Source organism: Streptococcus mitis, from assembly GCF_946190275.1.
Lineage (GTDB): Bacteria > Bacillota > Bacilli > Lactobacillales > Streptococcaceae > Streptococcus > Streptococcus mitis_DC.
In genome coordinates, this window is record NZ_CAMHZQ010000020.1 from 1 (window position 1) to 20236 (window position 20236).

Consider the following 20236-nt stretch of genomic DNA (forward strand, 5'->3'; position numbering starts at 1 on the left):
CAACAAGCCCTCAAGTATTGGGCAGGAACACAAGCGCAGTACGATGCCCTTCCAACCAAAGATCCTAACACGATTTACGATATTTTTAAGCAGGTGTAGTTATGAAAGATAGAGTAAGAATCATGTTAGGCAATCAGGAAATCGTAAAAAGGTACCTTGGAAATCAACTTTTATGGAATAGCGTACCTGAACTTTTTGAAACGTTATTGGGTAATGGGGCGGTTTTTATGGTGTATGATGACGGAATTCTTTTTACAATGCCTAGAAAGATAAAGAGCTATTCTGAAATCAAAGGCGTGAGGGTAGGCAGACAAAAAGTACCTTTTATCTTTAAAAGTGAACGTTTTAAGAAAGATTTAGTTTTTTCAAAGTATATCTTTATCAGCGATAAAGAAGCAGGTCTTAAGGCATATCTTGGGCTTGATAAGCGGACGCTTATCAGTGGCGAAGATATCGGATTTTACGTATAAAAGAAAGGAAATGTAACATGACACAATTTAATGAATTTATCATCGCTTTTGCGACAGGCTTTTTAGCAGTAGCAATAGGCAGTATTGTAAAGGCAGTGAAAGAGTACCTTTTGCGAAAAGGTGGAGAAAAAGCTTTAAAAATCGCTGAAATTCTAGCTAAAAATGCAGTACACGCAGTTGAGCAAGTAGCTACTGAAACAGGCTACAAAGGTGATGAAAAGCTGGAGCAAGCTAAAGTACATATGCTTGCAGAGCTTAAAAAGTACAATGTCACTATGACGGATAAAGAGCTTGAAGTGTTTGTAGAGTCAGCAGTGAAGCAGATGAACGACGCTTGGAAAGGGGAATAGTTATGACAGTAAACATTGAAACAGCTATTGCATGGATGCGCGCTCGTGAAGGACAAGTGAGCTACAGTATGGATGACCGTAACGGTCCCGATAGTTACGACTGTTCATCCTCTATTTATTATGCTCTACGTGACGGTGGAGCCTCCTCAGCAGGTTGGGCAGTAAATACTGAATATGAACACCAATGGTTGATGGATAATGGATATACGCTTATTGCCGAGAACACCCCTTGGGATGCTCAACGTGGTGATATCTTCATCTGGGGACGTCGTGGATATTCAAGTGGCGCTGGTGGACATACTGGCATGTTTGTGGATGAAAACAACATCATCCATTGTAACTACCGCTTTGATGGAATCACTGTGAATGACCACGATGATATTTGGATGTACGCAGGTCGTCCATATTACTACGTATACCGTTTGACAAACCCAGACGCTGTGACTGTACAGTTGAAGACTGGCTGGAACAGTGACGCTAAAGGATATTGGTTCGTACGTGATAATGGATCTTATCCAACAAGTGAATTCGAATACGTTGAGCAAAACAAAGCATGGTTCTACTTCGATGAGAACGGATATATGGTTGCTGAGGACTGGGTAAAACATACTGATGGTAAATGGTATTGGTTTGACAAAGACGGTTACATGGCTATTAATTGGAAGAAAATCGATGGTAAGTGGTATTTCTTCAATCGTGATGGTGCGATGCAAATTGGCTGGGTTAAATACTACGATAACTGGTATTACCTAGATGCTGTCAATGGTGATATGAAGTCTGATGCATTTATTCGTTACAACGATGGATGGTACTTGCTTCGTGAGGATGGACGTCTTGAAGAGAAACCAGCCTTTAAGGTTGAACCAGATGGCTTGATTACTACTAAATAATTTTAAAAAATAAAATGAAAGGAAAACTTTTCTAAAATGGTATCTACCGCAGGCTCAGGCTTGCGGTTTTTTTGTTTTGCAAAAATAAAAACAGTGAAATTACTCACTGATCCTTTTGTAAACTACTAGAATTAAATTGTAACCTTCTCAACTATACGGGCAAAGGTGGGTATGAAAATGAATACGAAGATGAATACGATTTAAAAAAATGATAGCAATTAATGAAAATGATTTTAATGAAAAATAAGTAAAAACTCAACTATTGACAACCAATGATAACTATTTGTAAACGTTTTTCACTTATACCATAAATAGTACATAGCTTGCTAATGGTTTGAAATCAGTGGGTTTCTAGCGTGTTAAGTAAAAGTGAATACGAAATTGAATACGACACTACTTTTAGCTGGAGCGGATGAAATCCATGAGCTGATTAACGACTTCAACACGTTGATTATCGTTGATGTGGGTATACATATCAAGGGTAGTTTGAACATTATTATGACCTAATCTGTCCGAAATAATTTTGGCTGTAACACCAGCTTCAAACAGGAGAGAAGCGTGTGTATGTCTAAACCCGTGAGGCGAAATTTTTTTAAGATTATTGTGTTTACGAAAGAATCTTAAAAGTTTCACTTTCATAGTTGCAGCTAAAAGCCATCCCCCGCCATTGTTCGTAAAAATATAATTCGAATCATGTTTATAAGGCACACCAGCCTGGAAATATTCTTTTATTTGCTGTCGTTTCCAGAGTTTCAAAACATTCAGAGTTTCATCATCTAAGGTGATAACCCTCTTACTCCTTTTGGTTTTAGGATCCTGAACAGTTTGTTTTTTACCAATTACGACAGCTGTCCGAGAAATGCTTAACCGTTTATTTTCAAAGTCAACATCTGACCACATGAGGCCGATTGCTTCTCCAGTTCTCAATCCAGAAAAAGCGAGTAAGTGAAAAAAGGTATAGTCTACTGGCTTACAATTTGCTTTGTAAACTTTAAGGAACTCGGTTAGTTCCTGTTTGCTATAGTAGTTCTCTTTGGCCTTTAAGGGCCTATTTTTAGGCTTGATAATCTTGTCTAATGGATTTGACTTAATGATATCAATAGAAGTGGCATACTTAAAAATACGGCTAATAACAGAGTAGTAATTGGAATAGAGGACATAGCGATTACTTAACTTTATAGCAACCTTCTGACAATAAGCTACACTGATCTGCTGGATTTTCATATCTGTAAAATACAAGTCAATCATAACATCAAGTTTTTTCTTAACGTTCTGATAGGTTGTTGGTTTTACAGTGCTTTTATAGCTATCAAGCCATAACTCAGCGACTTCGGCGAAAGTAGGGTTCTGGAAATCTTCATTGTTTGAAAAACCATTCTCTTCAACATCTAAGAGAAGGTCACGTTCGGCTGCTTTAGCTTCTTTAATGGTTTTAAACCCACGTCGTGTTGTGCGCTTTTCTTTTCCAGTAGCAGGGTCTATGCCCAGGTATGTTTGAAAGAGATATCTAGTCTCTCCTTTTTTTGTAACGTATTTTTTTATCATAAAAAAGTCCTTTCTTTTCGATTGCTTGCCCGCATAGTTGAAAAAGTGTAGAACTTATGATAAACTATAGTTGTATTTTTTTATCATCTTTTCCATTGCTTGCTTGATGGAAAATTGAATCCTCACACTCAGAAGTTTGCCGACCGAGAGTGTGGGGATTTTTTTTGAGTTGTTTCCAAAATGGAAACAGTTGGTTTTTATTCTAGACCTGAGCTGACTTTAGAAGTCAACAAGAAAGATCCGTCGTCTTGTTTTGAAAACGAAAGAATAACACTCTTGTATTTGCTACCAGTAGAAGTATATGATACTGTCTTGCTGTCGTGGTCATTTACTGAACTAGTTGTTACATTGTTAGGTTCTCCGTGAACACTAGCAACGTCATCGTAGTTAGTTCCACCAGCTCCATAGTTGATAATATCGCCAACTTGAAGCGCATCAAACTGTTCTTTTGTCCAGTTAAATTTAGCATCTTCTTCTTTTTGAGATGATTCGATAGAAGAACTTACAGAGCTAACAGTCTCTTCAACGTTTTTACCTAGTTCTTTCAATGATTTAGCGTACATTGCTTGAGTTACTAATACAATAGCAATAGACACGACTGCTAGAACCGTCCCAATAATAGCTAGTGTCTTTGGTCTTTTTCTGTTTACTGCAAAACCAATTAAACCGAAGATAAGAGCTAAAATAGCTAGAATGAATGAAAAATTATTGATGATAGGCATCCATGAGCCAAGTAGAGCCAGCGCTCCAAAAATAATAGCTAAAATACCTAAAACTTTGCGTTCTTGTTTCATAATGAAACCTCTCTATCAGCTTTTAGTGTGGATCAGTTGTTGCACATATTTATTTTAATTTTCTCTGTATATACTCACGACTTCGCCGATAGTTCGGACGTCGTTGCTTTCGTCTAGGTGTATATCTTCATAATCTGGATTCAAGCTTTCAAGATATCCCTGACGTAGTTTCTTAACATAGTTAGCACCGTCTACTTGGAAGATACCGATAGTGTTATAGTCAACTTGAGGTGTATTCTTGATAAATAGGTAGTCACCATTCTTTATCTTTGGCTCCATAGAGTTGCCGACGACATAAGCGATAGCGTCGTAGTCGTCTGGTATTTCATCCTCATAGAATGAAACTTCCATATCTAAATCATCGTCCTGCATCGAACCACTGCCAGCTGAGACAACCCCAGTAACACGTCGGTAAGTAGTCTGTCTGTAGTCGTCCAGTCTGATGATTTTCTCCGATACTTCGTTTATCTTCGTTTCTTCTTCGTTCCTCTGCTCTTTTAGTTGCCTCTCGGCATAGGTAACTACTTTCTTTTGTCTATCATCTTCTAACTGATCGTAGATGGTTTGGATGGAGGAAGTATTAGAAGAGGGGTCATCGACCATAGAATTATTAGTTACAAATCTAGGATCTAATACAGATTTAGGTACTCCAAAAAAATCTGCAATTTTTTGAACATTACCAGGGATTGGCAAAGAAGTTCCTTTTACATACCCTGTCAATGTGCTAGGCGGTATTCCTGTCGCTCGAGATAGCTCAGCTTGTTTACAATTTCTATCAGATAAAATTGAGTTAAGATTTGCGGAAAAGACTTTCATATCCTCTTTATCTTGAGGAGTTAATTTCCCTCGTCCTCTTGCCATGTTTTTTTCTCCTATCTTCTTTACTATATAATACCGTTTATTTTCGATTTTGTAAATAAAAAATTCGAAAAAATTACGAAAAAAATCTAAAAAACTATTGACGTACGATTTAAATCGTAGTATGATATAATCAAGCTTAAGGGAAAGGGGGTGAGGAAATGAGACCAAGACGATATCCGTATAGTTTCAAACCAAATCTGATGAACATTTTAGATAGTCGCTTCTATACACGGCTAATTGTTGAAACAGAGGATGGAGCAAAAAAAATAGCAGAAGTCACACTAGATGATGTAACTCCTGCTGCAGGATATACCGTAAGGCTAAGACCTAAATATGACTAGCCTTTAGGAGGGAATGGGTCTTTACCGTGGCTGTCACGGCTTTGAATTTTCCCATCTTTGCCATGAATGATTAGTTCGGAATCTTGATTTCGTGAAATCTGTCTAGCAATATTTGTAGCTTCACTCTTTGTAGTAGTATGAACAGTTGCTCTTGAATTGCCAGCACCTTTCACGTTCCAACCACCATTTTTGGCAGGGACAACATGCTGATTTTTGCCCATGATTAAATCTCCTTTCTATTGGAATTTTGACTAAAACGGGAGAGGTCTTAGTCAAGAATGATTATAGCATAATCTAAATTAAATAACAATATGTAGTGTTTTTATATGTTTGAAACACAATATATTGGGAAAGGAACAATGTATGTGGAAGAAGTTTAAGCATTTGTTGATTGAAAAAGGGATGACACAGAAGGCATTAGCTGAAAAAGCTGGTATCAGTCCAAATACAATCAGAAATATTAAAACCGAGCGTATTTCTTTTAAGAATATGTGCAAAATCGCTGATGCACTGGAAGTCAGCTTGGATGAATTAAGATAAGGAGGTGGGAATGTGCCAAAAATGACATTAAGAGCAATAAGAACAAACTATAACTTATCTGCAAAAGAAGTTGCAAATAAACTGAACATTCATCAACAAACACTGTTGAAGTATGAGCATGATAGTTCAAAAATTCCAATGGATCTTTTAGACAAACTTGCTCGACTATACAATGTCGAAAAGGATTTTATTTTTTTAGGCAAAAAATACGAATTAAATCATAGTTTAGGAGAGGTATGAAAGAAACAATAAACGAATTTCTAAAATTCAGAAGCCAATTTACAAAACGAGAATGGTTTGAAATTAACCAAGTTGTCGAAGCTCGTTTAAATGAAAAAGCCGACCAGTTGAAACTGGACGACTTAGATTTAGAAATCATTTCTAAAAGACTAGAAAAAGTTATCTAGAAACGATTTGAATAAAGATTGGATGGATACGATAGTCAGCACCACGATAGTGAATGTAGATATAATCCTGATGGTACATCGAGTTTGCTTCAGGTTTAGAAATTGGTGAGTAGAGTTCTGCATTTTCTTCCCACCAAATGTAAGGACTAGCCATATTTGGTCCCATTACACAATCGTCGTCGGCTGATAGGTTCACCCAATTTCCGCAAAGACATGCGTGAATTTCAGTCATAATATTACCTCCTTTCTGCTTACATTATAGCAGAAAAAGAGGGAAGGATAAGAAGATTGAGTAGAATAAAAAAGCACCTAACAGGAGTCAGGCGCATACTTAAATAATTAAAATCATTATATCACAAAAATGCTTGCCCGCATAGTTGAGAGGATGTAAAAAAATGGAAGGTATAACGCTACAATTACGATTGGACGGCGAAAGTGCTGAATTGTTCACAAACCAATTACTGACCTTTGCTGAGAAGCAGGTCAAGGAGCAGTTAGAGAATGATCGCATGCCAATCAATCAACAAGCTTTGATGAAGAAGTTCGGCTTCACTCATGGCTATGTTAAGCAGTTAGAACGCAAAGGATTAAGATTTCGTAAGCAAGGGAAAGATATTATGTACGATATCAATGATGTTTATGAGATTTTGGAGTTGGAGAAAGAAGTACGAAAATTAAGAGCATAAGGAGATAAAAATGTTTGAACCACCGATTTTAGACCAGCTGATGGGTGTTGGAGCTCTGCTGATTGGATTTGCAGGGGCTTGCCGTCATATCAAATTGCAGGAACAACGCAAGGAAGAAGAGAGACGAGAAGAGCAAGAATTTGCGTCTATGATTATCCAAGGTTATAACCATGCATACGAACGTGGTAGAGAGGCAGAACGCCAACAAATCCGCAAGAATATCCGTCGTCCATTTCCTGGATTTACCTATGACAACGAACCGCCTGTAGGCTTGCGCCCAGAACCTCTGGCATTACCAGAACCACGGAGAGTACAATATGCAAATCGTATGGGATAGACAAGCGTGGGATTTATCCACTTGCAAGCGTAGAGAGAAGATGCGTGACTTAGAAATGATGGCGCATATGCAACATGAAATCGATGATCTCAAGAAACGATTGCAACAAGAACAATCTTTAAGAAAAAGATTAGAAGCAGAGAATTTCCAACTAAAACTAAGGAGGAAATGATGTACTTATGGAAATGTACGTGCGCTGATTGTGGACGTGAGTTTGATTGGTATGATAACTATCCACCTCTTGAATGTGTTAAGTGTGGGAGTGTGGAAATCAAAAATGAATTTAAAGGAAGGGCGTATGACTGATGGATTTACACCATAAAGGGAAGTCGTTTCTCAGAGCAGAAGTGACTGAGGAACAGAAAGAATTTGTAAAATTACTAGCTGACATCAAAGGGATTCCAACTCAAGAATTTCTTGGACAAGTTGTTGCAATTTTTGTGGAAAACAACAGACAACTAATTGATAAATATCAAAATGATTTGAAGGCATTGGTCGAAGATGCAAGTTCAAACGTGAACATGAACGTGTAAGGAGAGAAGAAATGACTCAAGCGGAACGAATTAGGGAATATTATAGAGACTACCCTACTGCCTCATACGATGAAGTCGCTGAGGCTATCAACACGACAAATAGTATAGTGAGAGCGAATGTATCTAAAGATATGAAGGCAGGTAGATGCGTCCGCTTGGAAGATAAGTCTATTGACTACTCACCTTACTTTAGCAAAACAGAGGAACTCATTGAACTAGTTGATTGGAAGAACGACAACAGACGTGAGTGGGTAGAAATGCTGACGAGAGCAGCGGAGAAAGAAACAGACAGCAACGTTATGCGTTTGCTGATTAAAGAAGCAAATAAATTGATGAAAGAGGTAACCAAGTAATGGCAACACTTTATGAACTAACAGGAACCTTTAAACGGATAAATGATACGGAAGGGTTAGACGAAGAAACGAAGGCTGACACACTGGAATCAATTGATTGGACTGAGCAGTTTGAAGAAAAGGTCGAAAATACTGCTAAGGTTATCAAAAATAAAGAAGCTAGCAAAAAGCTAATCAAAGAAGAAATTGATCGTCTGACTGCTCGTTATAAATCATTAGATAATGATGTTGTATGGCTTAAAAAAAGCATGCAAGAAGCATTTGAAATTACAGGGCATGAAAAAGTTAAGGGTTTACTTTTTACTGTTTACATGGGTAAAAATCAACCTTCAGTCGTTGTAGATGAGGATTTGCTACCTAAGAAATATTTTGTGCAGAAACTAACTCCAGATAAAACAACTATCAAGGAATTGCTGAATGCAGGTAAAAAGGTCAAGGGTGCTACCTTGCAAGAAAGTAGAAGTTTGAGGATTAAATAATGGAATTGGTAAACAAAACACGAGTAACGGATTCGCTAGCAGTTGTGATTGGACCAAAATCAATTGAAGTACTTGTTACAGAAGGATTTCTATTCGATGTTGCTATTCGTTTTGTGAAAGTAGACGAAACAAGTCTTGATCAAGGAAATGAAAAACCAGTATTCGCTCCAGAGTACAAGCTGGTCACAGTCGCTAAATACAAAGAAAAAACTATCTTTGAATCGGAAGAAGATATTCGAAAATTCGAGAAGCAAGCAAAAGAAGTTAAATCGCTATTTGCCTTTGCAAAAGCAAATAAACAAAATTGGTTTAACACTGCCCTTTATCCAGGAGTGCTGACTGAGAAAGTTGGTGTTTGATGAAAATTTTAGCTATTGACCCAAGTAGCAATAAGATTGAAACTTCAACAACAGGGATTGTCTTATTAGACAATGCGAGATTAGTCGATAGTTGGGTAGCTTCTTATGGTATGCGAGGTTTCGCAGATTGGTTCCATGAAATTGGAACGAGCCTTGAGTTCGATGTAGTGATTGTTGAAGAATTTAGAGCAAGAGATAACGACAAATCGAAAGATAATAGCGTAGCAGAAACTATCGCTTATATCCAGTTGTGTTATCCAGAAGCTATTCTTCAATTCAATGCAGGATATAAGTCGGATATTCCAGACGATCTTTTAAAAATCTTAGGTCTTTGGAAGTTTGAGAAAAGCCATCATCAGGATATTCGAGCAGCAGCAAGACTAGGTCTATTTTGGGCAATGAGAAATGATATTGAAGAAGTGGTTCATGATATCGGAAAGGTGGTGAGTGAGTATCACAATAACGCTAAGAAAGTGGCAAGCTGAAGCAGTAAAGAGAAGTGAACATTTATCAAACGGAATTTTTCTTGAGGCTTTAGGGGGCAGAGGCAAAACTATCTGTGCGCTTGCTATCGCCAAGCATAAGAAAGCTAAAAAAATCATCATCACAAACAATAGATTAGCAATCCTAAATGGCTGGATTGATGCAGTCAAGTTTATGAACTTTGATGAAGATGTTGAAATTATCATCCAAACAGATAGATATTTTCAGAACCAAGTCAAAAAGGGGCATAAATTATCCTGTGACGTGCTGATAATAGATGAGTGGCAGAATATGTCGTCCGATAAGCAAGTGGCCTTATATCGTAAAATAAAACGGAAATACACGATAGGTCTTTCAGCAACGCCGATCCGAAAAAAAGGACAAAATTTTTATCCACTTGAAAAAACAGTATTTGGATGGGCGACACCTAATAACAAGTTTGATTGGCAAAAGACTCATGGGAAAATGGTCTATGATCCATTTAGCTACTCAAAGGAAAAGTGGGAAGATTTCAGAGACTATGAAAGTTATATCTCGAACTTGCCTAATTTCTTCCGCTGGGAAGAAATCGAAGAAATCGAAAATGCAGTTGAGAATAACGGATTTGAAACAAAGTTTTATCCCGTGACAGTTGATCCAGGTAATCCCGAGAAACTGTCCGAGTTTAGAAAGTTAAATCTAGTAACAGTTGACGGCAAGACTGCCATGGCCAAGCAATCGTTTGGAAGAAAGACCTTTGAGCGTTACTTAAACCAAACGGGCGTAGCAGTCGATTTTCCAAAATTAAAACCAGTCAACGCTGATACACCACTATTGTTGAAATTAGATGGACTGATTGAACGAGCGCCACACGATATGCTGATTGTCAGCAAGTCTAAGCAAATTGTGAATGTTATTCGTGAGCGCCATCCTGAAGTTGGAATTTGGACAGGCGACATTCAAGAAGGACTTGATAATCAAGTGGTCGTTGCTACCAGTCAAGTGTTGGGTGTTGGAGTAGACGGCTTGCAACATAAATACCAAACCATTGTCGTACTAGATCCTGTCGAAGAAGGTTCTGGAGAGTATGATGATTATCGTCAACTGCTTTGGCGTATAACAGGAAGCCGTCAGCAGCATGATGTAAATGTAATTGAATTTTATTTTAAAGGAGTATAGAAAATGAAAGAATCAAAAAAATATATCGTATTTCGTGACAAAGAAACTGGCCAGTTTTTAACTGGGTGTAAAAGTAAGGGTACACTTGCTTTTGATGCAAAATTCACTGAAGATATTGAATCAGCAGCTATAACAAGCGTTGAGGCATTTGAGGATCAGAAAAAACAATATAAAGCTGTTGCTAAAGCAATGAAATGTGAAATCATTGTGGTAGATGCGACTTTTAAGCTGAATTATTTAAACGGCGAAGAAGTGAAAGCAGTCGAACGTAAAGAAGTGAAGCTTCCATCGCTAATTGATTTGATTGGTTCCTTATTTGAAGAGGGGGCGGAAGATTAATGTTTAAATTACCAGAAAACAAACCTCGAGTCCCACGGGACACACCTCGAAACTATTTCATTTATGGCGAAACCATGAGTGGCAAGTCTTATCTTGCGAATGAATTTCCAAATCCAATCATTTTGAATACGGACGGAAATGCTGAGGCAAACAGCGTACCAAGTATTCAGTTGGTAAATGAAAAAGACCAGACTGGAAAGATTACGAACTCAGTCATTAAGCAACTGGGAGAAATCCTTTTGGCCCTTCAAACTCAAAAACATTCGTACGAAACAGTCGTTGTTGATGTTATCGATGATGTGATTGAAATGATTAAAATTGCAGTTTGTGACGAATTGACACCAGCTGGCAAACCAAGGTTGAAATCATTGTCGGAGGTTCCATACGGAAAAGGATATGATTTCTTTAATCAAGCAGTCACTGAGTTGGTTATTGACTTGAAGGCTTTACCAATGAATGTAATTTATATCAGCCGTCAGATTTCAGAATATGATGACAACGGTAATGCAACCAAAGATAAACCAAGTTTGAAAGATAAGTACGTTAACCTTATTAATGGTAATTCGGACTTGATGATCCATACTGAAAAAATCGGTCGCAATTATAATCGTGAGGTTGACCGCAAACGTAAGACTTACTATGCAGACCAAGTTGATGATAAAGAAATTTTAAAAATCTTGACAACCATCCGTGGTGCAGTTGAGCCTGCACGAGTTAAGAAAACAGAAACGTCCAGAATTGAACCGACTGCCAAAGTAGAGAAGAACGAAGATGCAGCAGTTAAAGAATTATTTTAAGAATTAAAGGAGAAAACAAATGAGTTTATTAGATATCGCAAAAACAATTAAAAAAGAAGGATTTGACCCACGTAAGGATAGCGCGAATGGACCTGGTCCTATTCCAGCTGGAACTTACCCAGTAGTATTGAAAAAAGCAACATTTAACGTCGCAGATAGCGGTTGGGAGAGTTTGGGTTATCAGTTCGAAATTCGAGGTGGAGACCACATCGGGCGTTCTGGATTTGCCACATTCGGGACTTTGACAGAGTGGAAAGGTAAAAGTCTTGAATGGGCAGTACAACGTACTATTAAATTCTTCCAAAAAACAATTGTATTAAGTGGTGACCAGGTTATGACCGATGATTTTGTAGACGGAAAGAGCATGGAAGAAGCTTTGCAACGTAAAGCAGTTGGCTCTTACTTCAATCTGATTATCACTGTAACTAAAGGTAAAGATGGTCGTGAGTTCCGTAGTTATGACCTTGAAGAAGATACCATGCAGCCTGTAAATGTAGAAGAAATTGAGGATGATGGTTTACCATTCTAAAAAATAAGGAGTTAAGATATGCCGTCAATGAAAGAATACGCTTTGCAGTATCAAAAATTAGGCTTCTCAGTTATCCCAATCAATCCAAAGAACAAGATGCCTTTGATTGAATTTGCCGACAAGCCTGCCATGACTACAACTGAGATTGAAAACTTTTGGGATGGCTACCCTAATGCAAATATAGCTTTAAAAACAACTAACTTTTTTGTTATTGATATCGATAAGCACGGCAATTCCAACGGCTTTGAGTCACTTAAAAAATGGAAATATTTGGGCTTGATTGAACCGACACTGCAAGCTAAGACGGCAAGCGGTGGGAAACACCTCTTTTACTTCAAGAGAGAGGATACCCCTATCACTCAAATGATTAATTTCTTACCAGGTGTTGACATCAAAGCTCATGAAAACAATTATGTTTTGGTTGCTCCATCAGCAACAGAAAAAGGACAGTATGAGTGGGATCTGGAAAAATCCAAGGAAGGTGGTACGATGGTTACCCCTTCCAAAGAATTAATACATGCTATAAAAAAACAGTATGGTGAAACTCATGGCTATAAGTATGATGGTAAGGACGGTCTTAGGGACTTAGCTAGACGTTCGCATACTAGAGGCCGAACCCAAACAACAGATCTATTTGAAACAATTGCTCTTGGTTTTGGTGATGAGGGTGGACGAAATGACAAACTAGCCAAGTTTGTAGGTGGTCTCTTATATCGGGCAGTCGACGATGGTGTAGTTGTTCAACTTGCAAGACTGGCAAACGCAAATAGCCCAAACCCTTTAACTGAAAAGGAAGTGATGCGTACTGTTGAAAGTATGATTAAAAAAGATATGAGGTGAGAGTAATCGGTGATGTAGTAAGTATAAATTCACAAGATAAAATGATTACAAATGCAAAAGGTGACATCAAAGCAAATAGCCCGATGAATGTACTTGTAGCGTTTAAAGCTGATGATCAACTAAGTATTTATTTAAAACACAATGATTTCTCTCAAGAACATGAACTCCTTAAAGATATCAAGATTGGCAACACTCTTTTTAAAAAAGGTGAGCTCCCTTCTAACTTTGATTCAGTCGTCAAAGTTTACTTTGAAAGTGTGTTAGGTGTTGCTTTCTCAAATCAAGCAATGCTGGATGGCATGGAGACTTTCTTTTCAGAAAGATCATACAATCCAGTTGTTGAGTATATGGAGAGAGCAGCTAAAAAGTGGGACGGCAGAAACCGGATTGACCGCATGCTTCAAGTATATCTCGGCGCTGAAGATATCCCTTTAATTTCTAAAATCGCTCAAATGTGGTTAGTTGGTGCAGTTGCTAAAGTCTATGATCCTTACGTAAAATTTGACTATGTTCTGGACCTGGTCGGTGGTCAAGGCGTTGGGAAAACCTCTCTGCTCCAAAAGTTAGGTGGTGACTGGTATACCGATGCAGTTACTGATTTTACAAACAAAGACAATTATGACATCATGCTAAAATCTTTGATTGTCAATGATGATGAAATGGTTGCTAGCAATCGCATGAGTTTTGCAGAAACGAAAGCCTTTATCTCAAAAACAAGCTTACGTTATCGTAAACCTTACATGAAGCGTACAGAAGAATTTGCTAAGAATTTCATCTTAGCAAGGACGACGAACCAGAAAGAATACCTCAAAGATAAGACTGGGGAGCGACGGTTCTTATCTGTGATGGCAGATGCTAGTAAGCAAAAGAAACACCCGATGGAAATCGAACCTGAGACAATTGAGCAGATTTGGGGGGAAGCTGTCACAATCTATAAAACTGGTGTTGATTTGATGTTTGATAAAAAGACAGAAGAAGAGCTGAACATCTATCGAGAGAGGTTTATGTATCGTGATGAAGTTGAATTGCAGGTACTGGAATATTTAGATATGCCTGTACCTCGAAATTGGCATAATTGGTCCATGCAGCAGCAACATCAATATACCTTTAAGTATTTTGATAACAATGGCGAGTTTGAACCTGGTGCTGAGAAGTTATCGAAAGTTTCAACTCGGGAAATCATGTATAACCTATTTATGAGAAATTCGAATGATAAGAAACTCTCTACTAAAATCAATATGATCATGGACAATCATCCCGATTGGCAAAAGGGGCAGTTCCGAATCGGTGGAAAAAATACAAAAGGTTTTAAGAGAATTATACAAAAGTAGATTGGATACGTTTCTGATTTCTATCGGTTGCATCGGATACACTTTAAAAAAAGAACGGTTGCATGTATCCGATATGCATCCGATAAATCGAAAAAACGGTTGCACCCCTAAACCCTTGGTATTACTGGTTTTTATTAAGTATTTTTATATAATGCAACCGATACAACCGATATTTTATAAAAAGTATATTTAATAATAGTATATAAAGAGAAAGCCTATTAAATAAGGATTCTTAAAATTTACTTTTTACTTTTTGATTTCTATCGGTTGCACGGTTGCATTAAATTTTGTTTGTAAAAAATGGAGAAAAAATGAATAAACTAAGAACAGACGTACAGTGTCCGTTTTGCGGAGATTGTGTCGTGAGATATGTTGGATCAGATTAGAAATCGGTTCGATGCTATGTGTGTAAACAACCTTTATTTTTGAAATATGTCACGGATAGACCGAATGGGGTTGATAAGAATGGTTTCGCAAGACTGGCACACGAACCGTTCAAGTGGAATGAAGATGTCATGAAATTTGATGAGGTATTCAGTTGAAGTATGATAAACAAGAATTGATAAAAGGTTATCTACGCACAATCGAGCAAAACGAAGAGAAGATAATCGAGTATTCGAAGCCGTGTGATTCACGTAAGAGACGGATTAGAGCGCTGGAGCGCGATTTGTTGAAGAAAAAGAATAAAGAATTGAGGAAGAGAATAAAGGAGTTGGAAGATGAATAAGCAGGAATTGATTAAAGCGGTGGAGGAATTACCAGCTAATTGCAGAGGTCTTAGACCTATGATTGATAAATGGTCAACGTTGGAATTGATAAAGTTGCTAGACGAACCGCAACCAGTCAAAGTTCCGCAGTTTGTGGCGGATTGGATTAAGGAAGCTAGAAAAACTTGTAAAGACGTAGCAGAATTATTCGAATTTGATTTCACGAACGATGAAGTTGGGAAATGGTTTATGCAAGAAATACCATTTGATTTGGTAGCTAGAGCTTGGCTTGACGGCTACGAGGTCGAGGAAGAGAAGCGGTATGAAGTGATATTGCGCAATGGACAGTCGTTGAAAACTGTGTACAGACAGGGTGGCGATCATCTTGATTTTGAAATGGTGTATGGCGATCTTGAAAGCTTTACTAGAAAGCGATTAGAAGAAGCTGGTTTCGGCTGGGTGTTTGATTGCCCAGGGATCAAGATTGAGGAGGTGGAGTGATGGAAGACAGTGTTTGGCTAGAATGGATTGCCGAGGTTATGGCGACTAAGCCTGTTGACAATGAATTGATAGAAAGCCAACGTGGTCAAGAAGTGGTTGATTTGCTATTAGATTTAGAAAGAAATGATTTTAATTGGCATAGAGGAGACGCAGATAATTTCTGGATAGATGCCCAGATGTGTATCAAGTACAAGCTTTCCAATGCAGAGATTAAATTTTTAGCTAAACAACAACCAGGCGTTGTAAATTATAAGAAACACGCAAAAGAAAGAAATGCTTATGCAGAGATGATGAGAGGGTTAGAAAAGTTAAAAGAGCTTAACTTTCCAGAAATCTACAATCATTCCCTTTCTCCTGATGATGAAAAGAGGAGATTTGAAGAAGAAATGGCGGTTGAACAAAACTATGTATCGCCTTACCAAAAATTAGATGAAGTCCAAAAACGCTTTTATGAAAATCAATTTTTATTTGGCAAAAAAGTGATGGAAGCTGCAATGAAAATTGTATCAAGTGAAAATAAAATAGGTGTTGATAATTTCTTCAACATTGGAAGTCGTCGAATTAAATTCACTGTCGAGGAGGTCACAGATTGAAACGATTCATAGCTATCTGGATCTTGCTATCTGCTGGATTGAATATCTGGCAGATGGACAGGATTCGAGATTTGGAAGAGAAGAAGCCGATGGTTATCTATAAGGCTGATAACGCAGGCGCTGAGATATTCGGTAAGGTGGTCGAGAAAGGACGACACGGGAAGTTGTATACAGTGACTATCAGAGATTATGGAATTTTCGTAGTCACTAGAGAGCAGTGGGATAAAGTGAAAGTTGGGGATGAGGTGATGTTATGAACACACTAGACAAAGTAAAACAATGGTTTATAGACCGTGATCTTGAAAATGGTGGACGACTGGACAAGCAGTCACTAAAACTTAGCGAGGAGTTCGGCGAACTATGCGCCGGATATCTCAAGAAGAATGAGGAGCTGACTAAGGACAGCATCGGAGATTGCGCAGTTGTGATTGTCGGGTTGGCGTTGCTGATAAAAGTGGATGTTGATAAGATTTTTGAGGAATCGTGCTTTGTAAAAACCGGAGATGTGATGGAATGTTTCAAATGGCTAAATACTAACATTAGTAATTTTCAATCGTATCAGAATTCAAGATACGAGAAAATGTGTCAATATAGTTTAATGTGTTCAATAGGCTACCTGAAATCAATCAGCTATGCACTTGGTTATAGCTTCGAGGGATGCTTTAAAATGGCCTACAACGAAATCAAAGACCGCAAAGGTCGTTGGATTGATGGCACGTTTGTCAAAGAGGAGGATTTGGGATGATACTGAAATTTAGAGTGTGGCATCGTGAATTAGGTAGACTGATGTCAGTCAAATGTATGTTTTTTCAGGATAGCGAGATTGAAGAATTTGAGTTAAACGATGCTTTAATGAATGATTACATTACAGCTTATCCTGACGAAATCGAACTCATGCAATCAACAGGACTCCAGGATAAGAACGGCAAGGAAATCTTTGAGGGGGATGTAGTTAGATATAATATAGACGTTGTAGATATAAAGAAGCACCCAACTTTGGGATTTTATACAGTACTCAACGGTAGAGAAGGATTTTTCGGAGACGGAATGATCATTGAGGATTTTGAGAAAGATGCTGAGGAATTTTCTCAAATAGTTGAAATCATCGGCAACGTCTACAAAAATCCAGAGCTTTTGGAGGAGAAAGAATGAACCCAGAAATAATTGACAACATAAACAACCCAAGTCACTACCAAGGTCGGTATGGCATGGAATCTATCGATGCTTTAAGAAACTTCATGACAGATGAGCAGATAAAAGGATTCTATCTAGGTAACAGTTTGAAGTACATACTACGACACCAAAAGAAAAACGGTCTTGAAGACCTGAAGAAAGCCAGAAAGAACCTTGACTGGCTTATCGAGGAGATGGAGCATGAGAATTAAAACATTAATGGGAACAATCATCAATGTTGACAGGATAAAGCGTAGTATCACAGTTGAGGGTATTGAATTAGGCTCAGATTGCCGTGCTTTAGTATCTAAACACAAAGATGGTACAGGTACAATAACACTAGTTTTTGATGGAAAAATAATTTAAAAAAGGAGTAAAAACAATGTTTACACAATACAATCACGAAACAGGAAAAACGACACTTACAAAACTTGCTAAGGGCGGTATCATTACAGTTGCAGCTGTTGCTTCACTTGGGATTTTTCGTCTCACGGCTGTGAAACGTATCCCAGCTAATACAGTTGGGGTTAAGGTTAGCGCAATTGGTGGTGTTCAAGAAAATACCCTGCAAACAGGCTATCATCTAAAAATGCCATTTATTGATAAAGTCTACACCTTATCGACATCTGTTCAAACAAAAACAATGGAGAAAATCACGACTCAGACAAAAGATGGTCAATGGTTGAATACGAATATCGATGTGAAATATCGTGTAAACAAGGAAAAAGCCATGACGGTATTCTCTAATTACACAGACTTAGAAAACGTGAATAATAGCGTAGTATCTCCTGCTGTTCAGCGTGCTATAGAATCGGTAACAGGTAATTATGATATCTACGATATTCTTGGAAATAAGAGGACAGAAGTCTATGAGGCTATTGATAAAGCATTAAAAGAGAAATTTGAGTCTTATGATTTGGAGTTTGTGTCCTTTACCATCACAGACCAAGATGCAGGAGATGAGATTGAAGCAGCAATTAAAAATGAGTCGGTAAAACAGAAGGAAATTGATACAGCAAAACAGGAACAGGAAAAGGCTAAGGTTGAAGCTGATACCAAGAAAGTGCAAGCTCAAGCTGAAGCGGATGCTGGTATCATCAAAGCAGAAGGGGAAGCCAAGGCCAACAAAGCTAAGTCAGACTCAATCACAGACAACCTTATCCGGATGAAAGAAGCAGAAGCCAGAGAGAAGCATGGCTGGGTCACTGTTAACGGTGCAGGTAGTGTGATCACGAATAAAGAATAAAATAAAAAAGCCAGCACACGGCCGACTCCTTTGTGATATACCCAATAAAAATATTATATCATAAAGGAGCGATGTTGTGAGGTTATTAAAAAAGGTTGACGTGCAATTCACCAAGAAAAATGTCTATGACGTTCTAGAGAGTTACCGCTCGTATGTCCGGATGGCAGGCGCTGAGTATTTACCTAAAATCACAACGACCTACTCATTTGAACCAAAGACATTTACTGGTAAGAACACAGCAACAGAGAATATGGTTATCGAACATGTGGATGCAGAAGCAGAGGTTGTAGAGATTGAGAGAGCAGTCAACTGCATTATGGATCCATACGTTCGGCAGGTAATTGCAAAGAAGTACATGGATATGAAAATCCAATTACCAGACAAGGCTATCTATATGGACTTAGGCTATTCTGAGAGCGAGTTCTATCGCATGCTTAGCAGAGGTGCTTTGGAATTTGCGGAAGCCTATCGAAAAGGTAAGTTGATTGTCTATCGTAAAATTTTGGGAGATATTTGCAAGTAAATTGCTAGGAAATGGCTTATTTTACATGGTAAAATAGTATTGTCAAGTGATAGGTCAATTGACGTCTCCTTTATACTTTATTATATTTTTCCGAGGCTTCGGTCTCGTTTTGGCGGTGACAGGCAAGTGGTTTCTCTCCTATGTTTCCCTTGGTTCGATTCCGGGCATCGCCGTTTGAGTAGTTGTGTCCCAGAATGGGGTAGGCAGTAGGCTTAGCATCCACATATTACTCATTAACTTACAAATGGTTGCGGAGCGACTGGACCTTGCATGATTGCATAGCTAATTATATTCCGGATAAGTTATAAGCTAGAGGGTTTGATTCCCTCAGAGGTTGTAAAGACTACAAAAAATAAAAAAGGAAAACTTTCAAAATGATTACTAATTAACACGCAAGGTTGTAGTCGCCTTGCATTTTTTAGGGCTTAGCCTAGATAATCTGTGGTAACGCAGGAAAAGGATGTTTTTAATCTATCAAACATCCTGCCAGTAATGGTCAATCTAAGCAATGCAATCTTAACTATTTCAGTTCTGGAATAGGTTGGCGAAGTTAAAGCAGAGAGAGATTCCAACGGCAAGGTGCTGAGGAAATGCAAACGTGGCAGTTTGGCTGTGAAACGAGTCTATAAGAGGAAAGAGGTATTTGGTTCGAGGTGCAACAAGAGCTTGATACCATATCTTACAAAAATTGGGTGCCTCCCAAAAGTATGTAAGGTGAGTCGATTGTCCGCAAAACAATCGATAACAAGCAGGCGCTGTGCATTTTGTTCTTCAAAAGAGAATGAAACACATGGCGATGCGTGTCTGTGATAGATGAAAAGATGATTTTTATATTTTAAAAGCTATTCAAGATAGAAAAAACTCAAAAAAAGCAAAAGTCATCGCCCGTCACAAACGAAAGTGTACTTCGGCAATTAGATTGCCTGCTCAAGTCTCGCAAGGATAAGAGTAAAGTCAAAGAGTAAAGCAGCTTAGACTTTTAGCGGGGTCTTCGTTAATTGAAAAATGGCTTAGTAGTTTGTGATGTAAGGAGTGATTGGTCTAACCAATCGTGCATGAGTGATACAAGTA

At 38.1% G+C, this 20236-nt stretch carries 36 protein-coding genes; 31 read left to right on the top strand and 5 right to left on the bottom strand.

What is annotated here, in order from left to right; genetic code table 11:
- From N8M20_RS10780 to N8M20_RS08775, 4 genes are all read left to right on the top strand, one after another.
- The coding region (locus tag N8M20_RS10780; protein WP_419991754.1) for a phage upper tail fiber protein at positions 1 to 99 on the top strand (99 nt) is incomplete at its 5' end.
- Positions 100 to 101: 2 nt separating this feature from the next.
- Positions 102 to 470 (top strand): hypothetical protein, encoded by a 369-nt coding sequence (locus N8M20_RS08765; RefSeq protein ID WP_261080326.1) that lies wholly within the window; start codon positions 102 to 104, stop codon positions 468 to 470.
- A gap of 17 nt (positions 471 to 487) precedes the next feature.
- Positions 488 to 820 (top strand): phage holin, encoded by a 333-nt coding sequence (locus N8M20_RS08770; protein WP_261080327.1) that lies wholly within the window; start codon positions 488 to 490, stop codon positions 818 to 820.
- A 2-nt stretch (positions 821 to 822) separates the two neighbouring features.
- Positions 823 to 1710: a peptidoglycan amidohydrolase family protein gene (locus tag N8M20_RS08775; RefSeq protein ID WP_261080328.1), complete on the top strand. Its 888-nt coding sequence runs from the start codon at positions 823 to 825 to the stop codon at positions 1708 to 1710.
- 399 nt (positions 1711 to 2109) lie between these two features.
- On the opposite strand, the gene N8M20_RS08780 is transcribed toward N8M20_RS08775, so the two are convergent.
- From N8M20_RS08780 to N8M20_RS08795, 4 genes are all read right to left on the bottom strand, one after another.
- A complete protein-coding gene (locus tag N8M20_RS08780) occupies positions 2110 to 3255 on the bottom strand; it encodes a site-specific integrase (protein WP_261080329.1) in 1146 nt (381 codons plus the stop codon).
- A gap of 197 nt (positions 3256 to 3452) precedes the next feature.
- Positions 3453 to 4049, bottom strand: a complete 597-nt coding sequence (locus N8M20_RS08785) for a CD20-like domain-containing protein (protein ID WP_016397645.1) — start codon at positions 4047 to 4049, stop codon at positions 3453 to 3455.
- Positions 4050 to 4103: 54 nt separating this feature from the next.
- The gene (locus N8M20_RS08790; RefSeq protein WP_261080330.1) at positions 4104 to 4910 is read right to left on the bottom strand and encodes an XRE family transcriptional regulator; all 807 of its coding nucleotides are present in this window, start codon (positions 4908 to 4910) and stop codon (positions 4104 to 4106) included.
- Between the two features lie 337 nt (positions 4911 to 5247).
- Positions 5248 to 5472, bottom strand: a complete 225-nt coding sequence (locus N8M20_RS08795; RefSeq protein WP_196314613.1) for a DUF2188 domain-containing protein — start codon at positions 5470 to 5472, stop codon at positions 5248 to 5250.
- Positions 5473 to 5614: 142 nt separating this feature from the next.
- Between N8M20_RS08795 and N8M20_RS08800 the strand changes: the two genes are divergently transcribed.
- The 3 genes from N8M20_RS08800 to N8M20_RS08810 are packed head-to-tail and all read left to right on the top strand — an operon-like array spanning position 5615 to position 6198.
- Complete coding sequence (locus N8M20_RS08800) at positions 5615 to 5791, top strand: helix-turn-helix domain-containing protein (protein WP_033675869.1); 177 nt, start codon at positions 5615 to 5617, stop codon at positions 5789 to 5791.
- A gap of 12 nt (positions 5792 to 5803) precedes the next feature.
- Positions 5804 to 6031, top strand: coding sequence for a helix-turn-helix domain-containing protein (locus N8M20_RS08805; RefSeq protein ID WP_261014010.1), 228 nt, complete (start codon positions 5804 to 5806; stop codon positions 6029 to 6031).
- Entirely contained in the window at positions 6028 to 6198 is a 171-nt protein-coding gene (locus tag N8M20_RS08810; protein ID WP_261080331.1) for a hypothetical protein, read from the top strand. The genes N8M20_RS08805 and N8M20_RS08810 overlap by 4 nt, the downstream gene beginning before the upstream one ends.
- On the opposite strand, the gene N8M20_RS08815 is transcribed toward N8M20_RS08810, so the two are convergent.
- Complete coding sequence (locus tag N8M20_RS08815; RefSeq protein ID WP_033675876.1) at positions 6191 to 6430, bottom strand: hypothetical protein; 240 nt, start codon at positions 6428 to 6430, stop codon at positions 6191 to 6193. The two genes, N8M20_RS08810 and N8M20_RS08815, sit on opposite strands and share 8 nt — an antisense overlap.
- 163 nt (positions 6431 to 6593) lie before the next feature.
- Between N8M20_RS08815 and N8M20_RS08820 the strand changes: the two genes are divergently transcribed.
- The 24 genes from N8M20_RS08820 to N8M20_RS08935 all read left to right on the top strand — a co-directional run bounded on the left by N8M20_RS08820 (position 6594) and on the right by N8M20_RS08935 (position 19165).
- Complete coding sequence (locus N8M20_RS08820) at positions 6594 to 6884, top strand: hypothetical protein (protein ID WP_261080332.1); 291 nt, start codon at positions 6594 to 6596, stop codon at positions 6882 to 6884.
- A gap of 10 nt (positions 6885 to 6894) precedes the next feature.
- Positions 6895 to 7221, top strand: a complete 327-nt coding sequence (locus tag N8M20_RS08825; protein WP_261080333.1) for a hypothetical protein — start codon at positions 6895 to 6897, stop codon at positions 7219 to 7221.
- A complete protein-coding gene (locus tag N8M20_RS08830) occupies positions 7202 to 7393 on the top strand; it encodes a hypothetical protein (RefSeq protein ID WP_081574882.1) in 192 nt (63 codons plus the stop codon). Before N8M20_RS08825 ends, N8M20_RS08830 begins: the two co-directional genes overlap by 20 nt.
- Positions 7394 to 7526: 133 nt before the next feature.
- Positions 7527 to 7754, top strand: a complete 228-nt coding sequence (locus N8M20_RS08835) for a hypothetical protein (RefSeq protein WP_261014005.1) — start codon at positions 7527 to 7529, stop codon at positions 7752 to 7754.
- Between the two features lie 11 nt (positions 7755 to 7765).
- Positions 7766 to 8107 (top strand): hypothetical protein, encoded by a 342-nt coding sequence (locus N8M20_RS08840; RefSeq protein ID WP_261080334.1) that lies wholly within the window; start codon positions 7766 to 7768, stop codon positions 8105 to 8107.
- Positions 8107 to 8586 carry a siphovirus Gp157 family protein gene (locus N8M20_RS08845; RefSeq protein ID WP_261080335.1) on the top strand — a complete coding sequence of 160 codons (480 nt, stop codon included), beginning with the start codon at positions 8107 to 8109 and terminating at the stop codon, positions 8584 to 8586. The genes N8M20_RS08840 and N8M20_RS08845 overlap by 1 nt, the downstream gene beginning before the upstream one ends.
- On the top strand, positions 8586 to 8945 hold the full coding sequence (locus N8M20_RS08850; RefSeq protein WP_261080336.1) for a hypothetical protein: 360 nt from the start codon (positions 8586 to 8588) through the stop codon (positions 8943 to 8945). The genes N8M20_RS08845 and N8M20_RS08850 overlap by 1 nt, the downstream gene beginning before the upstream one ends.
- Positions 8945 to 9430 (top strand): hypothetical protein, encoded by a 486-nt coding sequence (locus N8M20_RS08855; RefSeq protein ID WP_261080337.1) that lies wholly within the window; start codon positions 8945 to 8947, stop codon positions 9428 to 9430. Before N8M20_RS08850 ends, N8M20_RS08855 begins: the two co-directional genes overlap by 1 nt.
- Positions 9393 to 10586 carry a DEAD/DEAH box helicase family protein gene (locus tag N8M20_RS08860; RefSeq protein ID WP_261080338.1) on the top strand — a complete coding sequence of 398 codons (1194 nt, stop codon included), beginning with the start codon at positions 9393 to 9395 and terminating at the stop codon, positions 10584 to 10586. Before N8M20_RS08855 ends, N8M20_RS08860 begins: the two co-directional genes overlap by 38 nt.
- A gap of 3 nt (positions 10587 to 10589) precedes the next feature.
- Entirely contained in the window at positions 10590 to 10925 is a 336-nt protein-coding gene (locus tag N8M20_RS08865; RefSeq protein WP_261080339.1) for a hypothetical protein, read from the top strand.
- On the top strand, positions 10925 to 11722 hold the full coding sequence (locus tag N8M20_RS08870) for an ATP-binding protein (protein ID WP_261080340.1): 798 nt from the start codon (positions 10925 to 10927) through the stop codon (positions 11720 to 11722). The genes N8M20_RS08865 and N8M20_RS08870 overlap by 1 nt, the downstream gene beginning before the upstream one ends.
- A gap of 19 nt (positions 11723 to 11741) precedes the next feature.
- Entirely contained in the window at positions 11742 to 12251 is a 510-nt protein-coding gene (locus tag N8M20_RS08875) for a hypothetical protein (protein ID WP_261080341.1), read from the top strand.
- 18 nt (positions 12252 to 12269) lie between these two features.
- Positions 12270 to 13091, top strand: a complete 822-nt coding sequence (locus N8M20_RS08880) for a bifunctional DNA primase/polymerase (protein WP_261080342.1) — start codon at positions 12270 to 12272, stop codon at positions 13089 to 13091.
- A 41-nt stretch (positions 13092 to 13132) separates the two neighbouring features.
- Positions 13133 to 14422 carry a virulence-associated E family protein gene (locus tag N8M20_RS08885; RefSeq protein WP_265487746.1) on the top strand — a complete coding sequence of 430 codons (1290 nt, stop codon included), beginning with the start codon at positions 13133 to 13135 and terminating at the stop codon, positions 14420 to 14422.
- A gap of 538 nt (positions 14423 to 14960) precedes the next feature.
- Positions 14961 to 15149: a hypothetical protein gene (locus tag N8M20_RS08890; protein ID WP_261080344.1), complete on the top strand. Its 189-nt coding sequence runs from the start codon at positions 14961 to 14963 to the stop codon at positions 15147 to 15149.
- Entirely contained in the window at positions 15142 to 15630 is a 489-nt protein-coding gene (locus tag N8M20_RS08895) for a DUF1642 domain-containing protein (protein WP_261080345.1), read from the top strand. The genes N8M20_RS08890 and N8M20_RS08895 overlap by 8 nt, the downstream gene beginning before the upstream one ends.
- On the top strand, positions 15630 to 16223 hold the full coding sequence (locus N8M20_RS08900) for a hypothetical protein (RefSeq protein WP_261080346.1): 594 nt from the start codon (positions 15630 to 15632) through the stop codon (positions 16221 to 16223). Before N8M20_RS08895 ends, N8M20_RS08900 begins: the two co-directional genes overlap by 1 nt.
- Complete coding sequence (locus N8M20_RS08905; RefSeq protein WP_261080347.1) at positions 16220 to 16480, top strand: DUF1372 family protein; 261 nt, start codon at positions 16220 to 16222, stop codon at positions 16478 to 16480. The genes N8M20_RS08900 and N8M20_RS08905 overlap by 4 nt, the downstream gene beginning before the upstream one ends.
- Positions 16477 to 16968, top strand: coding sequence for a MazG-like family protein (locus tag N8M20_RS08910; RefSeq protein ID WP_261080348.1), 492 nt, complete (start codon positions 16477 to 16479; stop codon positions 16966 to 16968). Before N8M20_RS08905 ends, N8M20_RS08910 begins: the two co-directional genes overlap by 4 nt.
- On the top strand, positions 16965 to 17375 hold the full coding sequence (locus tag N8M20_RS08915; protein WP_261080349.1) for a YopX family protein: 411 nt from the start codon (positions 16965 to 16967) through the stop codon (positions 17373 to 17375). The genes N8M20_RS08910 and N8M20_RS08915 overlap by 4 nt, the downstream gene beginning before the upstream one ends.
- A complete protein-coding gene (locus tag N8M20_RS08920) occupies positions 17372 to 17608 on the top strand; it encodes a DUF3310 domain-containing protein (RefSeq protein ID WP_261080350.1) in 237 nt (78 codons plus the stop codon). Before N8M20_RS08915 ends, N8M20_RS08920 begins: the two co-directional genes overlap by 4 nt.
- Positions 17598 to 17762 carry a hypothetical protein gene (locus tag N8M20_RS08925; protein WP_001220799.1) on the top strand — a complete coding sequence of 55 codons (165 nt, stop codon included), beginning with the start codon at positions 17598 to 17600 and terminating at the stop codon, positions 17760 to 17762. Before N8M20_RS08920 ends, N8M20_RS08925 begins: the two co-directional genes overlap by 11 nt.
- A gap of 16 nt (positions 17763 to 17778) precedes the next feature.
- A complete protein-coding gene (locus N8M20_RS08930; RefSeq protein ID WP_261080351.1) occupies positions 17779 to 18642 on the top strand; it encodes an SPFH domain-containing protein in 864 nt (287 codons plus the stop codon).
- Between the two features lie 76 nt (positions 18643 to 18718).
- Entirely contained in the window at positions 18719 to 19165 is a 447-nt protein-coding gene (locus tag N8M20_RS08935; RefSeq protein WP_261080352.1) for an ArpU family phage packaging/lysis transcriptional regulator, read from the top strand.
- Positions 19166 to 20236 lie beyond the last annotated feature (1071 nt).

What these genes read in the sequence shown, in the direction of transcription:
- N8M20_RS08895 (WP_261080345.1), top strand. Translation starts at nt 15,142, where the DNA reads ATGAATAAGCAGGAATTGATTAAAGCGGTGGAGGAATTACCAGCTAAT.
- N8M20_RS08855 (WP_261080337.1), top strand. Translation starts at nt 8,945, where the DNA reads ATGAAAATTTTAGCTATTGACCCAAGTAGCAATAAGATTGAAACTTCA.
- N8M20_RS08880 (WP_261080342.1), top strand. Translation starts at nt 12,270, where the DNA reads ATGCCGTCAATGAAAGAATACGCTTTGCAGTATCAAAAATTAGGCTTC.
- N8M20_RS08845 (WP_261080335.1), top strand. Translation starts at nt 8,107, where the DNA reads ATGGCAACACTTTATGAACTAACAGGAACCTTTAAACGGATAAATGAT.
- N8M20_RS08885 (WP_265487746.1), top strand. Translation starts at nt 13,133, where the DNA reads ATGATTACAAATGCAAAAGGTGACATCAAAGCAAATAGCCCGATGAAT.
- N8M20_RS08830 (WP_081574882.1), top strand. Translation starts at nt 7,202, where the DNA reads ATGCAAATCGTATGGGATAGACAAGCGTGGGATTTATCCACTTGCAAG.
- N8M20_RS08790 (WP_261080330.1), bottom strand. Translation starts at nt 4,910, where the DNA reads ATGGCAAGAGGACGAGGGAAATTAACTCCTCAAGATAAAGAGGATATG.
- N8M20_RS08775 (WP_261080328.1), top strand. Translation starts at nt 823, where the DNA reads ATGACAGTAAACATTGAAACAGCTATTGCATGGATGCGCGCTCGTGAA.
- N8M20_RS08875 (WP_261080341.1), top strand. Translation starts at nt 11,742, where the DNA reads ATGAGTTTATTAGATATCGCAAAAACAATTAAAAAAGAAGGATTTGAC.
- N8M20_RS08780 (WP_261080329.1), bottom strand. Translation starts at nt 3,255, where the DNA reads ATGATAAAAAAATACGTTACAAAAAAAGGAGAGACTAGATATCTCTTT.
- N8M20_RS08765 (WP_261080326.1), top strand. Translation starts at nt 102, where the DNA reads ATGAAAGATAGAGTAAGAATCATGTTAGGCAATCAGGAAATCGTAAAA.
- N8M20_RS08785 (WP_016397645.1), bottom strand. Translation starts at nt 4,049, where the DNA reads ATGAAACAAGAACGCAAAGTTTTAGGTATTTTAGCTATTATTTTTGGA.
- N8M20_RS08900 (WP_261080346.1), top strand. Translation starts at nt 15,630, where the DNA reads ATGGAAGACAGTGTTTGGCTAGAATGGATTGCCGAGGTTATGGCGACT.
- N8M20_RS08850 (WP_261080336.1), top strand. Translation starts at nt 8,586, where the DNA reads ATGGAATTGGTAAACAAAACACGAGTAACGGATTCGCTAGCAGTTGTG.
- N8M20_RS08915 (WP_261080349.1), top strand. Translation starts at nt 16,965, where the DNA reads ATGATACTGAAATTTAGAGTGTGGCATCGTGAATTAGGTAGACTGATG.
- N8M20_RS08820 (WP_261080332.1), top strand. Translation starts at nt 6,594, where the DNA reads ATGGAAGGTATAACGCTACAATTACGATTGGACGGCGAAAGTGCTGAA.
- N8M20_RS08930 (WP_261080351.1), top strand. Translation starts at nt 17,779, where the DNA reads ATGTTTACACAATACAATCACGAAACAGGAAAAACGACACTTACAAAA.
- N8M20_RS08840 (WP_261080334.1), top strand. Translation starts at nt 7,766, where the DNA reads ATGACTCAAGCGGAACGAATTAGGGAATATTATAGAGACTACCCTACT.
- N8M20_RS08815 (WP_033675876.1), bottom strand. Translation starts at nt 6,430, where the DNA reads ATGACTGAAATTCACGCATGTCTTTGCGGAAATTGGGTGAACCTATCA.
- N8M20_RS08835 (WP_261014005.1), top strand. Translation starts at nt 7,527, where the DNA reads ATGGATTTACACCATAAAGGGAAGTCGTTTCTCAGAGCAGAAGTGACT.
- N8M20_RS08925 (WP_001220799.1), top strand. Translation starts at nt 17,598, where the DNA reads ATGAGAATTAAAACATTAATGGGAACAATCATCAATGTTGACAGGATA.
- N8M20_RS08920 (WP_261080350.1), top strand. Translation starts at nt 17,372, where the DNA reads ATGAACCCAGAAATAATTGACAACATAAACAACCCAAGTCACTACCAA.
- N8M20_RS08770 (WP_261080327.1), top strand. Translation starts at nt 488, where the DNA reads ATGACACAATTTAATGAATTTATCATCGCTTTTGCGACAGGCTTTTTA.
- N8M20_RS08865 (WP_261080339.1), top strand. Translation starts at nt 10,590, where the DNA reads ATGAAAGAATCAAAAAAATATATCGTATTTCGTGACAAAGAAACTGGC.
- N8M20_RS08910 (WP_261080348.1), top strand. Translation starts at nt 16,477, where the DNA reads ATGAACACACTAGACAAAGTAAAACAATGGTTTATAGACCGTGATCTT.
- N8M20_RS08795 (WP_196314613.1), bottom strand. Translation starts at nt 5,472, where the DNA reads ATGGGCAAAAATCAGCATGTTGTCCCTGCCAAAAATGGTGGTTGGAAC.
- N8M20_RS08825 (WP_261080333.1), top strand. Translation starts at nt 6,895, where the DNA reads ATGTTTGAACCACCGATTTTAGACCAGCTGATGGGTGTTGGAGCTCTG.
- N8M20_RS08870 (WP_261080340.1), top strand. Translation starts at nt 10,925, where the DNA reads ATGTTTAAATTACCAGAAAACAAACCTCGAGTCCCACGGGACACACCT.
- N8M20_RS08800 (WP_033675869.1), top strand. Translation starts at nt 5,615, where the DNA reads ATGTGGAAGAAGTTTAAGCATTTGTTGATTGAAAAAGGGATGACACAG.
- N8M20_RS08810 (WP_261080331.1), top strand. Translation starts at nt 6,028, where the DNA reads ATGAAAGAAACAATAAACGAATTTCTAAAATTCAGAAGCCAATTTACA.